Here is a 16,385-nt window from a genome sequence, read left to right as displayed (position 1 = left end):
AGCGTAACGTCAGCCTTGTACGGCCGATCAATAACTATCTACCACCAGGCAGAAGCGCCCTTCTCGCCTTACAGATAGCGGGCAAACGTAGCGTCAACAAACCCATCCTCGCGCATCTGCTCCAGTGCCTGCTGAAGCCGACTGACAACTGCGTCCGAAACGCTCTTGTTCAGTGCCAGGTACAACTCTGCACCATTAAAACGCAGCACCGTCTTGAGCTGGTTGATGCCGATCTGGCGGGCCAGGTAGCGACCCGCCGGGTCGCCCGTCGCCCACAGGTCGATCTCCCCCCGGAGCAGCTTCCCGGCATTGTCCTGATCCCGCAGCACGATGGAAGGTCGTAGCCCTTGCTTGCTCAGGTGTTCGGCAATGGCATCGCCCTTGTAGGCGCCTATCCGATAGCCACGAGCGTCTTCCAGGCGTTCCAGGGTGATCGGGCTGCCCTCAGGCGCCAGCAGGATCCAGTCATCCGGCCCGATAGGGCCTACCCATTTGAACAGCGCCTCGCGCTCCGGCTGGCGGGCCGTGACAAACACACCGTAGCCTGGCGTATGCAGGGCCAGCTTATAAATACGCTCCCAAGGAAAGCGCAGAGTCATGCTATAGGAGACATCCGCACGCCTGAACATTTCCCGAACGATATCAGCCGCAATGCCTTCGATATTGGCATCCTGAGCGAAGCTCTTGCCGTTCGTGGCCATGTTGTAAGGCGGAAAGTTCTCGGTCAGCAGCACCAATGGCTCGTCTGCACGAGCAACACTGCTGAGCAGGAATACGCTGAAGATCAGAAAAGCAGGAAGCTTGAACATGGCAGGCACCGGGATCCTTGGCGCCTTCAAGAGTGCCGGGCACCTGAGCGGCTGTCCAGCACCGCAGCACACATGAAAAAGAAAGGGCCCTGTTCCTGCGAACAGAGCCCTTGGCTTTCAGCGGATCATGGTCAGCTGTACACCCGACCCAACACCTGACGATGGCTCTCGAATTGATCGAGTACATCCCGGGTAATCTGCTCCGGCGTGAAGCCCATCAGGTCGTACTCCTGGCTACCGTTATGCAGGTAAACCTCGGCCCGATAGAAGCGTTGCCGTACATCGCTGGCACCGTCAGCCGGCGCTTCGTTTGGCGCGGCCAGGTAGCCATCCAGGCTGACTTCATAGACGAAGGGGTTGCCCTCCTCCATGTCGATCCGCAGGCCCATCGCCGCACGCGACTGGCCCAGGCGGGTCTGCACCTCATAGCCCAGGGTCTTCAGTTGCTCAGCCGCTTCCTTGAGCGCCGGGCTGACCTGCTTGTCCATGAAGCGCTGAACCATGGCCTGGGTCGGCTGAAGGTCCAGTTGGCTCAGGCGCTCGCTGAAGCCGCGACGGCCCCGGGCCGCCAATTCGGCTTGCTCCTGCTCGACCTGAGTATCCTGTTTCATCGCCTTGAACAGGCCGAACATGAACACCACCAGCACCACGGAGAACGGCAAGCCTGCCAACACCACCATGGTCTGCATGGCTTCAAAATTGCCTGCGAACAGCAGACCGATGGTCACCAGAGTGATGATCGCCGACCAGAGAATACGCAGCCAGTGCGGTGCGTCTTCGTCGACCTGGCCACCCTTGCAAGACAGGTTGGCCATCATGACTGCACCGGAATCGGCCGGGGTCAGGAACAGCACGAAACCGACAAACACGGCCACACCCACGACGATCTTGGCCGCTGGATAGTGCTCCAGCAGTTGATAGATCGACATTGAGGGCTGCTCCAGCGCCGTGCGTCCCAACTCCACCGCGCCCTGGTTGATCACCAGGTCCAGCGCGGTATTGCCGAAGATCGACAGCCAGGCCAAGGTGAAGCCCAACGGAATCAGCAGCACGCCGGCCACCAACTCACGCACGGTACGACCACGGGAAATACGCGCGATGAACATACCCACGAATGGGCCCCAGGAGATCCACCAGGCCCAGTAGAACACCGTCCACAGGCCCAACCAGCGCTCCGACTTGGCGCTGTCACCCTCATAGACGTAGAGGTCGAAGGTCTTCAGGATCACGCCGTTGAGGTAGTCACCCGTGTTCTGTACGAAGCTGTTGAGCAGGTGCAGGGTCGGGCCGTTGAACAGCACGAACAGCAGCAGGCCGCTGAACAGCAGGATGTTCAGGTTGGACAGGCGACGAATACCGTTTTCCACACCCGATACCGCAGCAATGGTGGCCACCGTGCTCATCACCAGAATGACGATCAGCAGGTTGGTCTTGCTATGGTCGATCCCAAACAGGTACTCCAGGCCCGACGATACCTGCATCGAGCCGATGCCCAGGTTGGTCACCAGGCCCAGCAGGGTCACGAACATCCCGAAGATATCAACGGTGTGCCCGGCTGCGCCCTTGACCCAGCGCTCGCCCATCAGCGGGTAAAGCGCCGAACGCAGGGCCAGCGGCTGGTTGTGACGATAGGCGAAGTAGGCCACCGACAGACCAACCAACGCGTAGATCGCCCAGCCATGCAGGCCCCAATGCAGGAACGTCAACTGCAGGCTCTGACGGGCTGCTTGCAGGCTGGCCGGTGTACCTTCCGGCGGGTTGAAGTAGTGATCCAGCGGTTCGGAGGCGCCGAAGTACAGCAGCGAAATACCGATACCGGAGGAGAACAGCATGCCGGCCCAGGCACCGTAGCTGAAGTCCGGTGTGTCGTCCTTGCCGCCCAGCTTCAACTTGCCGAAGGAGGAAAACGCCAGAACGATGACGAACAGCAGGTAGCCGCCAATCACCAGCATGTAGTACCAACCGAAACTACGCGACAACCAGGCTTGGGCCTGGCCAAGCACACGACCTGCAGTTTCAGGAACCGCGATCAGCAAGGCAGTCAGTACAAGAATCAACAGCGCCGAGGTGAAGAACACCACGCTATTGACCCGGACCCTCTCAACAGGGGTCTTTATCAAAGAGGCAGAACTCATTGCACAGAGGCTCCAGGCAGTGCGAGAGAAAACAACAGAACGACCCGTTACCTGAGCAAATGGTGCAATAGCCACATTGGCTCAGGTGTTATAAAAGCACCTTGGAAAAAACCGTAATCCCGAACGATTGCGTTAAAAAACAGACCGAAAACCCCGACCAGAAGGTTTGCCGCATGGCCGCGTGCCGTTCGGCCGATCTGTTCAATATTCCGCAAAAAACCGTCAACGCCTTGTGTTACGGGGCTTACACGTCATTTTAGGGTGCCAATTTGCGCCAACAGAAGGTCAGAAAAACCTGTCAATGGTGCAGATTGTCGCAGAGCTTATTCTTTGTTGATTGAACGTTCAATCAAAACAAAATAGACTGGCCTTCGCCGAGGCAGCCGCTTGTCGTCTGCCCGCAGGCCTGAGGAGATTTGCAAGATGCCCAAGGTCGGTATGCAACCCATCCGCCGCCAGCAGTTGATCGAAGCCACGTTGATGGCGGTCGATCAGGTCGGCATGGGAGATGCCAGCATTGCGCTGATCGCCCGTTTGGCCGGTGTGTCGAATGGCATCATCAGTCACTACTTTCAGGACAAGAATGGCCTGATCGCAGCGACCATGCGGTACTTGATGAGCGTGCTCACCGAGAGCGTCGCCGCACGTCGGCATGCGCTCAAGGACAACAGCCCGCGCGCCCACCTGCAGGTGATCATCGAAGGCAACTTCGACGCCAGCCAGGTCAACGGCCCGGCAATGAAAACCTGGTTGGCATTCTGGGCAACCAGCATGCACCAGCCGTCTTTGCACAGGTTGCAGCGGATCAACGATCACCGCTTGTATTCCAACCTGTGCTGTCAGTTCCGCCGCGTACTGCCGTTGCCTGAAGCACGCAGTGCCGCACGCGGGCTGGCAGCCTTGATCGACGGCCTGTGGCTGCGTGGTGCGTTATCCGGAGACGCCTTCGACACCGACCAGGCGCAGCAAATCGCTTACGAATACATGGATCTACAACTGGCAAAACAGACGAGCCCGGACACACACAACCAGGCCTCTGATGCACCGCGCCCGGCGATTGCCACACAGGCAGGAGCGCTGCGCGGATAGCCAAACCACAATGCACTTGCGAGGACACTATGGCCCGTTTCGAACTGCAAAAACTCTACATTGATGGTGGTTATGTCGACGCTGGCGGCGATGCCACCTTCGAAGCCATCAACCCGGCCAACGGCGAAGTCCTCGCCCACGTGCAACGTGCCACCAAAGAAGACGTCGAACGCGCCGTCGAGAGCGCCGAACGTGGCCAGAAAGTCTGGGCCGCGATGACCGCCATGCAGCGTTCGCGCATCCTGCGTCGTGCCGTTGACATCCTGCGCGAGCGCAACGATGAGCTGGCCGCGCTGGAAACCCTGGACACCGGCAAGTCCTACTCCGAAACCCGCTACGTCGACATCGTGACCGGTGCCGACGTACTCGAATACTACGCTGGCCTGGTACCAGCCATCGAAGGCGAGCAGATCCCGCTGCGCGACAGCTCCTTCGTCTACACCCGCCGCGAACCACTGGGTGTGACCGTCGGTATCGGCGCCTGGAACTACCCGATCCAGATCGCCCTGTGGAAATCCGCCCCGGCCCTGGCCGCTGGTAACGCGATGATCTTCAAGCCCAGTGAAGTCACCTCGCTGACCACCCTGAAACTGGCCGAAATCTACACCGAAGCCGGCCTGCCAGATGGCGTCTTCAACGTCCTGACCGGCAGCGGTCGCGAAGTCGGTACCTGGCTGACCGAGCACCCACGCGTTGAAAAAGTATCCTTCACCGGCGGCACCGACACCGGCAAGAAGGTCATGGCCAGTGCTTCGAGCTCCTCGCTCAAGGAAGTCACCATGGAGCTGGGCGGCAAGTCGCCACTGATCATCTGCGCCGACGCCGACCTGGATCGCGCCGCCGACATCGCCATGATGGCCAACTTCTACAGCTCCGGTCAGGTCTGCACCAACGGCACCCGCGTGTTCGTGCCTGCCTCTCTGAAAGCCGCCTTTGAAGCCAAGATCGTTGAGCGCGTTGCGCGCATCCGCGTGGGTAACCCGGAAGACGAAAACACCAACTTCGGCCCACTGGTCAGCTTCGCCCACATGGAAAATGTCCTCGGCTACATCGCCAAGGGCAAGGAAGAAGGCGCACGCGTACTGTGCGGTGGCGAACGCCTGACCACCGGTGACTTCGCCAAGGGTGCCTTCGTTGCGCCGACCGTATTCACCGACTGCCGCGACGACATGACCATTGTTCGCGAAGAAATCTTCGGCCCGGTGATGAGCATCCTCACCTACGAAACCGAAGAAGAAGTCATCCGTCGCGCCAATGACACCGACTTCGGCCTGGCCGCGGGTGTCTGCACCAACGACCTGACCCGTGCGCATCGCATCATCCACCAGCTGGAAGCCGGTATCTGCTGGATCAACGCCTGGGGCGAGTCGCCTGCCGAAATGCCGGTCGGCGGTTACAAGCAGTCCGGTGTCGGCCGTGAGAACGGTATCAGCTCGCTGGCTCAGTACACTCGCATCAAGTCGGTACAGGTCGAGCTGGGCAACTACAACTCGGTGTTCTAAGCACCCTTGTAGCCGCGCCCGAGTCGCGAGACCCGGGCGCCATCCGCTCACCTCGTTCACTGCCAAGAGGGTACATTCATGTCCCAAGAATTCGATTACATCATTGTCGGCGCAGGCTCGGCCGGTAACACCCTGGCCACCCGCCTGACCGAAGACGAAGGCGTCACCGTACTGCTGCTTGAAGCCGGCGGCCCGGATTACCGCTTCGACTTCCGTACCCAGATGCCTGCCGCCCTGGCCTTCCCGCTGCAGGGCCGCCGCTACAACTGGGCCTACGAGACCGATCCAGAGCCCTACATGAACAACCGTCGCATGGAATGTGGCCGGGGCAAGGGCCTGGGTGGCTCATCACTGATCAACGGCATGTGCTATATCCGTGGCAACGCCATGGACTATGACGGCTGGGCCAAACTGCCAGGCCTGGAAGACTGGAGCTACCTGGACTGCCTGCCGTATTTCCGTAAAGCGGAAACCCGTGACATCGGCCCTAACGACTACCATGGCGGCGAAGGCCCGGTCCGCGTGACCACGCCAAAGGCGGGCAACAACCCGCTGTTCCACGCCATGGTTGAAGCTGGCGTGCAAGCCGGCTACCCGCGCACCGAAGACCTGAACGGCTACCAGCAGGAAGGCTTTGGCCCGATGGACCGTACGGTGACCCCGGAAGGCCGTCGCTCCAGTACCGCACGCGGCTACCTGGACATCGCCAAGAAGCGCTCGACCCTGACCATCGTCACTCATGCCCTGACCGATCGCGTGCTGTTCAACGGCAAACGCGCTATTGGCGTGACCTACCTGCAAGGCGACAGCGAAGAGCGTGTCGAAGCCCGTGCACGCAAGGAAGTCATCGTCTGCAGCGGCGCCATCGCTTCGCCGCAGTTGCTGCAACGCTCCGGTGTCGGCCCGGCCAAACTGCTGCAGAGCCTGGACATTCCGGTGGTCCACGACCTGCCGGGCGTGGGTGAAAACCTGCAAGACCACCTGGAACTGTACCTGCAGTACGCCTGCACCCAGCCGGTCTCGCTGTACCCTTCGCTGCTGTGGTGGAACCAGCCCGCTATCGGTGCCCAGTGGCTGTTTGCCGGAACCGGTATCGGCGCCAGCAACCAGTTCGAGGCTGGTGGCTTCATCCGCACCCGCCCCGAGTTCGAGTGGCCGAACATCCAGTACCACTTCCTGCCGGTCGCGATCAACTACAACGGCAGCAACGGTGTGCAGGAGCACGGCTTCCAGGCCCACATGGGCTCGATGCGTTCGCCAAGCCGTGGGCGCATCCAGGTCAAGTCCAAGGACCCACGCCAACACCCAAGCATCCTGTTCAACTACATGGCAACCGAACAGGACTGGCAGGAGTTCCGCGATGGCATCCGCCTGACCCGTGAGATCATGGCGCAGCCGGCGCTGGACGCATACCGTGGTCGTGAAATCAGCCCGGGTGCGCATGTGCAAACCGACGCAGAGTTGGACACGTTCATTCGCGAGCACGCCGAAACCGCGTTCCACCCGTCCTGCTCGTGCAAGATGGGCACCGACGACATGGCCGTGGTCGATGGCCAGGGTCGCGTACATGGCATGGAAGGCCTGCGCGTGGTCGATGCCTCGATCATGCCGATCATCACTACCGGCAACCTGAACGCCCCAACGATCATGATGGCCGAGAAAATCGCCGACAAGATTCGTGGGCGTCAGCCACTGCCACGCAGCACCGCCAAGTACTACGTGGCCAACGATGCGCCGGTCAAGGGCAAGCCGCTGCGTGAAGTGAAGCAGGCATAAGCTAAGGCTGCGGAAAAAAGCGCTCGACCAGGCTCTGCCCGACGCCCCCCAGGCGTCGGGCATACGCCGCTCGCTGGAACGGCTCCCCGGTACGAAACTCGAACATCGCCTCGTCAGGAGCAACCGACTCAACCCCCTGCAAACGGACTTGAGTGAAACGAAAATCCGCCCCGACGACCTCGGCAATGTCGAGAATGCGCAGCGGCCGACCCGGCAAGATCAGTGCCTCGGCCTCATGTTCCAGGTCGGAAAAGGCTGCTACGGGCGACGCATAGGCGGGCCCACCAGGCTCCAGAACGAACACCACGGAGCTTTCGTCGAAACGTGCCTGAACGGCACTCCTGTCTTCACGGAACAACTCCCAGAGGGTGTACGGGTTTTCTGTAAACGACGTAAAGTCAGTCGTCAGGAGCACGTCCCCAACCTTCACCTGCCCACGCTTGAGCCATGCACCGGATGTGCCTCTCGCCGCAGACGCAGCGCGATACAGCCGCACCTGATTATCGCAGCCAACCATGCCCAACTCCTTGGATAATGCATGAATCCTGGCCACATTAGCGTCAACCGTGCCTTCCAGCGGCAGGCCGCGCAAGAGGTTGTTGTAGCGCTGCGGCGAATGGCTGTACTGCTTGATGTGACGTGCGCCAAAACCCAGTTCATCGCGGTACACCACATAAGGCTCACCAAACGGATCCAGGTAGTCGCCGCTGGCCGAGACCCGCTCCAGATCGGCTTCAGGCAGGTGCGTCAACAGGCTTCGCTGACGTGCCAACGCCTGATCGGACAGTGCCAGCAATTCATCGGCGGCGGGCCGCATGCAGGCCGTCCAGAACGTAGAGTTGCCGTCAGAGAGCGGCGGTGCCCCCACAGGCTGCGCATCAACCGGGAGCGGCGGCAACGCCACCTGCGGGGCTCGGGTCAATGGCACAGCCTCAGAACCACCCGGTGCACGAACAGCACGCGCTTCACCGTTGAAGGCATCGGCTTCAAGCATCTTGGCATCCAGCAACACAAACAACAGGTCCACAACCGCCAACACCCAACCGCGCCGGCGCTGGCGTATATCGCTCGCGTTGACAGCCTGGTCCAGATGCAATCCCAGGCTTGCCGCCCCGGCACCGACCGCCGCCAGGGCGAGCGGCCAGCCCAGTGGCGCCAGCGGTGAAACCACACGACTGACAACCCCCAGCCATGCCAGCCATTTGGCCTTGCGCAAGTCACTATTGGCGGTGATTCGTGCCAAGGCAACGGCCTTGAGTTCCTGCTTGGCGGCCTCCCGCAGATGCACAAAGACATCCCCTGCAACGGGCGCGACATCCCAATTGAGCACTCGCTGACCGGCTGATAGACGCTCACACAACACCTTCCCCGCGGCCGGATCAAGGTCAGGAAAGTGTTGCTGAAAACGCTGCCGGCCTGGCTCGTCCGCCACTTGCTCCTTTATCCAGGCATAGAGCTGGTCCTTGCCGGTAAAACGAATCAGGGCAGGCGTCTCGCTGGCCAGGTACAGCAGCAAGGCATTGCTCGGGAGTACCAACCAGAACATATCGCGCGCCACCTGCCCACTGAAGCTGAGGGCGCTGAAGCCGGAGTTCACACCCTCCCCCTGCGACTGGCGCAAGCGCGCGAGCGTTGCCGGGAAGCGGATCGAACCGACTGCCGCACGCAACACCGCCTGTTGCTCGGCGTCGGACAAGCCCTCCTTCTCTCGTGCATGCGCCAATGCTGTCAGAAACTGTGCCCGGGCAAGCAGACAGAAGTTATCGGCATGCTGCGCCCAGAACCGCTCCAGGGTTTGCAGGTACACCGACTGCAGGTCGAGCGCCCAGAAGGCCTCCATGACATTTTCAGGTGCCAGGCGAACCTCGACACGCTCGTCATAATGTCCATGGCCCGCACCCACTCGGTAAAACCCACCGTAGTTGCTGAGCAGGTCGGGATTGAGCTGGTCGTTGAGGGTGAAACGACGTTGAATCAGCTCGCTCAAGGTCATCGACTCGATCGGCGCACTGTAGTGCGCCCAACCACTGAAGGTTCGGTTGCTGCTGACGGCATGATCAAAGCGGTGCCAGTAGACTTGGTCGGGATCGAGCCAATAGCCGAGTGCATTTTCGATGATATGGCCTGCGCCAAGCCGGGCCAGGCTATGGATATCGGGATAGGCCCCGAGGAAGCCTTGAGCGATGTTCTGCAGAGAAGCGGATGCGAATGACGTCATGATAATTGCCGTATTGGTTGCCGATACGGCATTGCAAACGCTATCAAGCACATCACGGTGGTAACTATCTAGACAGTTTTCCAAGCGCTCAGGTTAGAATCCTTGGCACGCGACCTGCTTGTTTCTGCACACCTTTCCCGCCGATTGTCCTGGAGTACTGCCTTTGAATGCGACCGCCATCAACAGCCTGTTCTTGATCGGCGCGTTGCTGGTAGGTGCAAGTATTCTGGTCAGCTCACTGTCTTCGCGACTGGGCATCCCCATCCTGGTGATCATCCTCGCCGTAGGCATGGCAGCCGGGGTCGATGGCGGCGGCATCATCTTTGACAACTACCCCACCGCCTACCTCGTCGGCAACCTGGCACTGGCCGTGATTCTGCTCGATGGCGGCCTGCGTACGCGGGTCGCGAGCTTCCGTGTTGCCTTGTGGCCAGCGTTATCGCTCGCGACCGTCGGGGTACTGATTACCACCGGCCTGACCGGCATGATGGCGGCCTGGCTGTTTGACCTGAACCTGATCCAGGGCCTGCTGATCGGCGCCATTGTCGGTTCGACCGACGCTGCTGCGGTGTTCTCCCTGCTGGGCGGCAAGGGCCTGAACGAACGGGTCACCGCCTCGCTGGAAATCGAATCGGGCAGCAACGACCCCATGGCGGTGTTCCTCACCGTGACCCTGATCGACATGCTCGCCAGCGGTCAGACAGGCCTGCACTGGGGCCTGCTCGGGCACCTGGTGCGCGAGTTTGGCATTGGCGCAGTGCTCGGCCTGGGCGGCGGATGGCTGATGCTGCAACTGGTCAACCGGATCAACCTGGCCGGCGGCCTCTATCCGATCTTGGTGATCAGTGGTGGCCTGCTGGTATTTGCCCTGACCAACGCCCTGCACGGCAGTGGCTTCCTCGCCGTGTACCTCTGCGGCCTGGTACTGGGCAACCGCCCGATCCGCAGCCGCCACGGCATTCTGCACATGCTCGACGGCATGGCCTGGCTGGCACAGATCGGCATGTTCCTGGTGCTGGGGTTGCTGGTCACTCCGCACGACCTGCTGCCAATTGCCCTGCCGGCACTGGGCCTGGCCTTGTGGATGATCCTCTTCGCCCGCCCGCTGTCGGTGCTGGCCGGGTTGCTGCCATTCAAGGCCTTCCATGGCCGCGAAAAGGCCTTTATTTCCTGGGTCGGCCTACGCGGCGCGGTACCGATCATTCTGGCGGTGTTCCCGCTGATGGCCGGGCTGCCCAACGCACAACTGTATTTCAACCTGGCCTTCTTCATCGTCCTGGTCTCGCTGCTGGTGCAAGGCACCAGCCTGCCGTGGGTGGCCAAGCTACTGAAAGTCACCGTGCCACCTGACCCGGCACCCATCTCCCGCTCTGCACTGGAAGTGCACATCACCAGTGAATGGGAGCTGTTCGTCTACCGTCTGGGTGCTGAAAAATGGTGCATCGGCGCAGCGCTGCGTGAGTTGAAAATGCCTGAGGGTACCCGCATTGCAGCGCTTTTCCGTGGTCAGCAACTGCTCCACCCGTCGGGAAGTACCACCCTGGAGGTGGGTGACCTGCTCTGTGTCATCGGCCATGAACACGATCTCCCGGCCCTGGGCAAGCTGTTCAGCCAGGCACCACAACGTGGTCTGGACCTGCGCTTCTTCGGTGACTTCGTCCTTGAAGGTGACGCAGAACTGGGGGCTGTAGCGGCCCTGTACGGCCTCAAGCTCGACGGTCAGGACCCACACACGCCTCTGAGCCACTTCATCCAACAGAAGGTTGGTGGTGCGCCGGTAGTGGGTGACCAGATCGAATGGAACAACACCTTGTGGACCGTTGCGCTGATGGAGGGGAACAAGATCCTCAAAGTGGGCGTCAAATTTCCCGAAGGAAGTCGCCCCGGCCCGGGCCTGTTCCTCTAAACTCCGCTTTCTTACATCTGCTTGTACGAATTTTCTGCCTATGTCCTTGCGCACGCTTGTCTGCGCAGCCCTGCTGGGGCTGTGCCTTTCTGCAACCTTCGCCTTCGCTGCGGAGCCACCCAACGCTGCCGCTGTTCAGCAAAGTCTCGACAAGATTGCCGAGCGCAAGCTGCCTGAGGCGGAGCAGAAAGCCCTGCGTCAGGTGCTGGAACAAACCCTGGTCTTCCTCAACAGCAAGGATGACAGTGAAAAACGCCTGGCCGCGCTCAAGCAGCAACTCAGCGATGCCCCAAAAAAGACCGGTGAAAACCAGCGCGAACTGGCCAAGCTCAAGAGCAGCACGGTCATTCCGGTGGCTGAGCGTTATGCCAGCCTTGATGTTCCCCAGTTGGAACAGTTGCTCACCGAACGCACGACCCAACAGAGTGACCTGCAAAAGGCACTCTCCGAAGCCAACAGCCTGACCATTACCTCCCAGACTCGCCCGGAGCGGGCCCAGGCCGAAATCAGCGACAACCAGACACGCAGCCAACAGATCAATACCAGCCTGAAACTGGGCAAAGAAGCCGGGAAGGTGCTGTCGCCAGAACAGCGCAACCAACTCAATGCCGAGCTAGCCGCCCTCAACGCCCTGACCCTGCTACGCCGGCAGGAACTGGCCGGCAACAGCTTGCTGCAAGATCTGGGTAGCAGCCAGCATGACTTGCTGATCGAGCGCGCGGCACGCTTGGAGCAAGAGATTCAGGACCTGCAGACCCTGATCAACCAGAAGCGCCTGGCCCAGTCGCAGCAGACCGTCACCGAACAATCCATCGAGGCGCAGAAAGCCGGGGGCAGCAGTGTTCTGGCCACCGAAAGTGCTGCCAACCTCAAGCTCTCCGACTACCTGCTGCTGAGCACAGACCGGCTCAACCAACTGACTCAGGAAAACCTCAAGACCAAGCAGCAACTTGATGCCCTGACCCAGAGCGATCTGGCGCTGGACGAACAAATCAGTGTGCTCAAGGGCAGCCTGCTGCTGTCCAAGATTCTCTACAAACAGAAACAGTCCCTGCCGCACTTGAAAGTCGACGGTGACCTGGCTGACCAGATTGCCGATATCCGCCTCTACCAGTTTGAGATCAACCAGCAGCGCGAGCAGATCAGCAGCCCGAGTAGCTATGTCGACAAACTGCTGGCCAGCCACCCAGAGGAAAGCGCTACGCCGCAATTGCGCAAGGCGTTGCTTGAAGTCGCGATCACCCGCAGCGACCTGCTTGAACGACTTAACCGTGAACTGAGTGCACTGCTCAACGAATCCATCACCCTGCAACTGAACCAGAAACAGCTGCTGAGCACAGCGCAGAACCTGCGCGCCACCCTCGACGAGCAGATGTTCTGGATCCCCAGCAACAAGCCGCTGGAACTGGAATGGCTACGCAGCGTACCTGAGCGCCTGCAAAAGCAGGTCGTGAGCCTGCCGTGGGCCTCAAGTGTGAGTGAACTGGCTGACGGTCTGGTGCAGCGCCCGCTGTTGTTCCTGCCGCTGCTGTTGCTGATCGGTGCCCTGCTCTGGCGCCGCAACTACCTGTATGCGCGCCTGAGCAAGGTCCATCGGGATATCGGTCACTTCAAGCGCGATAGTCAGTGGCACACCCCTCAGGCGCTCCTGATCAACGTGCTGCTGGCGCTGCCGATCAGCCTGGCACTGGCCCTGTGCGGCTTTGCCTTGCAGATCGACGCACGCGGTCAGAATGCCAACCTCGGTGCCGCCCTGCTACAGATTGCCCAAGCCTGGATGGTGTTCTACACCGCTTACCGGATTCTCGCGCCCGCAGGTGTTGCCGAGCTGCATTTTCGCTGGGAGAAACCGCAGGTGGAGTTCCTCCGCAGCTGGATCCGGCGTCTTGGCGCAGTGGTGTTGGCACTGGTGGCCGTGGTGGCGGTCGCCGAGCACCAACCCTCGGCCTTGGCCGACGACGTGCTGGGTATCGGCGTAGTACTGACCTGCTACGCCCTGATGACCTGGTTGCTCAGCCGCCTGCTGCTCAGCAGCCCGAACCATAGCCAGGCCTCGCTATTTCGCATGGCCGTGGGGCTGGCCTTCACCGTGTTGCCAATCGCCCTGTTCGTCGCGGTCTGTTTTGGTTACTACTACACCGCGCTGAAACTCACCGACCGGCTGATAGACACGCTGTATCTGTTGATGCTCTGGCTGGTGATCGAGGCTGCATTCGTCCGTGGCCTGGCAGTTGCCGCACGCCGCCTGGCTTATCAGCGTGCACAGAGTAAACGTCAGGCCGTCAAGGAAGGCCCGGACGGTGAAACGATGATTGAAGAGCCGACCCTGGACATCGAACAGGTCAACCAGCAGTCGCTGCGCCTGATCCGCCTCGCGCTGCTTGGCATCTTCATTGGCGCCCTGTACTGGGTCTGGGCAGACCTGATCAGTGTGTTTGCCTACCTCGACAACATCACCCTGTACGAATACACCAGCGGCACCGGTGCAGCCATGAGCATGGTCCCGATCAGCCTCGGTGACCTGTTGGGTGCACTGGTGATCGTCGGTATCACCTTTGCCCTGGCCAGCAACCTGCCAGGCTTGCTGGAAGTGCTGGTACTGTCGCGACTGAACCTGGCCCAAGGCAGTGCCTACGCGACGACCACGCTGTTGTCCTATGCAATTGCCGGGATCGGCTTCGTCACCACGCTGTCGACCCTCGGCGTCAGTTGGGACAAGCTGCAGTGGCTGGTGGCTGCGCTGTCGGTCGGCCTGGGCTTCGGGATGCAAGAAATCTTCGCCAACTTCATCTCGGGGATCATGATCCTGTTCGAACGCCCGGTGCGTATCGGGGACACCATCACCATCGGCAACCTGTCCGGTACCGTGAGCAAGATCCGCATCCGAGCGACCACCATTACCGACTTCGACCGCAAGGACATCATTGTCCCGAACAAGACCTTCATTACCGGGCAACTGATCAACTGGTCGCTGACTGACACCATCACCCGAGTCACGCTCAAGATCGGCGTCGACTATGGCTCGGATCTGGAGCTGGTGCGCAACCTGCTGCTCAAGGCCGCCAACGACAACCCACGCGTGCTCAAGGAGCCGGCCCCGACGGTCTACTTCCTCAATTTTGGCGAAAGCACACTGGACCACGAACTGCGCATGCATGTACGCGACCTCGGTGACCGCAACCCGGCGCTGGATGAGGTCAACCGCGTCATCAACAGCGAGTTCAAGAAAAACAACATCAACATCGCGTACCGCCAACTGGAGATTTACCTGAAAAACATGCAGGGACAGGTGTTCAACATCGTTCCCGCAGAGGATCAGAAAACCGCCGTGCCAATCCCTTTGATTGGCAAGCCGGGTGATCTGGCATCAGGTTCCAATCCCGCCTGACTGGACGTCAACGGCCATACCCTTGCAGAATGCTCGGACATTCTCCTGGAGATGGCCGTTGAAAGCCCTCGACGAACTCACCTTCGATAACCGCTTCGCTCGTCTGGGCGATGCGTTCTCCACGTCGGTACTGCCCGAGCCGATTGCCGAGCCACGTCTGGTGGTTGCCAGCGATGCCGCCATGGCCCTGCTCGACCTCGACCCTACCGAGGCCCACTCACCGGTGTTTGCCGAGCTTTTCAGTGGCCACAAACTCTGGGCCGAGGCTGAACCTCGGGCGATGGTTTACTCCGGTCACCAATTCGGCTCCTACAACCCTCGCCTGGGCGATGGCCGTGGCCTGTTGCTGGGCGAAGTGCGCAATGACGCAGGCGAATATTGGGACCTGCACCTGAAGGGCGCCGGGCAGACGCCCTATTCGCGCATGGGAGATGGTCGTGCGGTTCTGCGCTCTTCGATTCGCGAGTTCCTCGCCTCCGAGGCCCTTCATGCCCTGGGTATCGCCAGCAGCAGAGCGCTGTGCGTAATCGGCTCGAACACGCCTGTGTGGCGCGAAACCCAGGAGCACGCGGCCATGCTGTTGCGCCTGGCACCCAGCCATGTTCGCTTCGGTCACTTCGAATACTTCTACTACACCCGCCAGCCGGAGCAGCAGAAGATCCTCGCCGAGCACGTGCTGAACCACCATTTCCCCGAGTGCCGCGATCAGCCCGAGCCGTACCTGGCGATGTTCCGTAGCATCGTTGAGCGCAACGCCGAACTGATCGCCCATTGGCAAGCCTATGGTTTCTGCCACGGCGTGATGAATACCGACAACATGTCGATCCTGGGCATCACCTTTGATTTCGGCCCCTTTGCATTCCTGGACGATTTCGACGCCCGCTTCGTCTGCAACCACTCGGATGACCAGGGACGCTACAGCTACAGCAATCAAGTGCCGATTGCACACTGGAACCTCAGCGCCCTGGCCCAGGCCCTGACGCCCTTCATCAGCGTCGAGGCCCTGCGCGAAACCCTGGCGTTGTTCCTGCCGCTGTACGAAGCCCACTACCTGGACCTGATGCGTCGTCGACTCGGCCTGACGCACGCTGAAGACGCCGACAAGGCGCTGATCGAGGGGCTCCTGCAGGTCATGCAACAGGGTGCGGTGGATTACACATTGTTCTTCAGAAAGCTCGGCGACCAGCCCGCAGAAGCAGCACTGCGCGTGGTTCGCGACGACTTCGTCGACCTCGCCGGTTTTGACCGTTGGTCTGAGGACTACCTGGCACGCATCGCCCGTGAACCGGGCAACAGCGAAGAACGCCGCGCCCGGATGCATGCGGTCAACCCGCTGTACATCCTGCGCAACTACCTGGCCCAACGCGCGATAGAAGCCGCTGAAGCGGGTGACTACAGCGAGGTGCGTCGCCTGCACCAGGTGCTCTGCACGCCATTCGACGAACAGCCGGGCATGGAAGCGTACGCAGAGCGGCCACCCGAGTGGGGCAAACATCTGGAGATCAGTTGCTCCTCGTGAGCAACTGCCAACACCAATGAATCAGACGAGAATCACTCGGAGC

9 protein-coding genes are annotated in these 16,385 nt (G+C 60.6%); 6 read left to right on the top strand and 3 right to left on the bottom strand.

Annotation, left to right across the window (positions count from 1 at the left end; genetic code table 11):
* Positions 1-68 precede the first annotated feature (68 nt).
* Positions 69-809 (bottom strand): substrate-binding periplasmic protein, encoded by a 741-nt coding sequence (locus ACZ9H3_RS17080; RefSeq protein WP_330522240.1) that lies wholly within the window; start codon positions 807-809, stop codon positions 69-71.
* A 131-nt stretch (positions 810-940) separates the two neighbouring features.
* Positions 941-2,944: a choline BCCT transporter BetT gene (gene betT, locus ACZ9H3_RS17075; protein WP_330522239.1), complete on the bottom strand. Its 2,004-nt coding sequence runs from the start codon at positions 2,942-2,944 to the stop codon at positions 941-943.
* 423 nt (positions 2,945-3,367) lie between these two features.
* Between betT and betI the strand changes: the two genes are divergently transcribed.
* The 3 genes from betI (at position 3,368) to betA (ending at position 7,311) form a co-directional block, all read left to right on the top strand.
* Positions 3,368-4,033, top strand: a complete 666-nt coding sequence (gene betI / locus ACZ9H3_RS17070) for a transcriptional regulator BetI (RefSeq protein ID WP_065758226.1) — start codon at positions 3,368-3,370, stop codon at positions 4,031-4,033.
* Between the two features lie 29 nt (positions 4,034-4,062).
* Complete coding sequence (betB, locus tag ACZ9H3_RS17065) at positions 4,063-5,535, top strand: betaine-aldehyde dehydrogenase (protein WP_476221650.1); 1,473 nt, start codon at positions 4,063-4,065, stop codon at positions 5,533-5,535.
* Between the two features lie 78 nt (positions 5,536-5,613).
* Positions 5,614-7,311, top strand: a complete 1,698-nt coding sequence (gene betA, locus ACZ9H3_RS17060) for a choline dehydrogenase (RefSeq protein WP_476221648.1) — start codon at positions 5,614-5,616, stop codon at positions 7,309-7,311.
* Position 7,312: 1 nt separating this feature from the next.
* Here betA and ACZ9H3_RS17055 read toward each other — a convergent pair whose 3' ends face one another.
* On the bottom strand, positions 7,313-9,529 hold the full coding sequence (locus ACZ9H3_RS17055) for a dermonecrotic toxin domain-containing protein (protein ID WP_330522236.1): 2,217 nt from the start codon (positions 9,527-9,529) through the stop codon (positions 7,313-7,315).
* A gap of 163 nt (positions 9,530-9,692) precedes the next feature.
* Between ACZ9H3_RS17055 and ACZ9H3_RS17050 the strand changes: the two genes are divergently transcribed.
* From ACZ9H3_RS17050 to selO, 3 genes are read left to right on the top strand one after another with little or no spacing between them, the layout of a single operon-like run.
* Entirely contained in the window at positions 9,693-11,435 is a 1,743-nt protein-coding gene (locus ACZ9H3_RS17050; protein ID WP_065758222.1) for a potassium/proton antiporter, read from the top strand.
* Positions 11,436-11,475: 40 nt separating this feature from the next.
* Complete coding sequence (gene mscK, locus ACZ9H3_RS17045) at positions 11,476-14,823, top strand: mechanosensitive channel MscK (protein ID WP_476221644.1); 3,348 nt, start codon at positions 11,476-11,478, stop codon at positions 14,821-14,823.
* 58 nt (positions 14,824-14,881) lie between these two features.
* Entirely contained in the window at positions 14,882-16,342 is a 1,461-nt protein-coding gene (selO, locus tag ACZ9H3_RS17040; RefSeq protein ID WP_409280786.1) for a protein adenylyltransferase SelO, read from the top strand.
* Positions 16,343-16,385: the final 43 nt, after the last annotated feature.

It is taken from the genome of Pseudomonas sp. TE3910, from assembly GCF_056279025.1.
The sequence above is the reverse complement of the archived record's forward strand: the minus strand, read 5'-3'. Positions and strand labels throughout refer to the sequence as shown.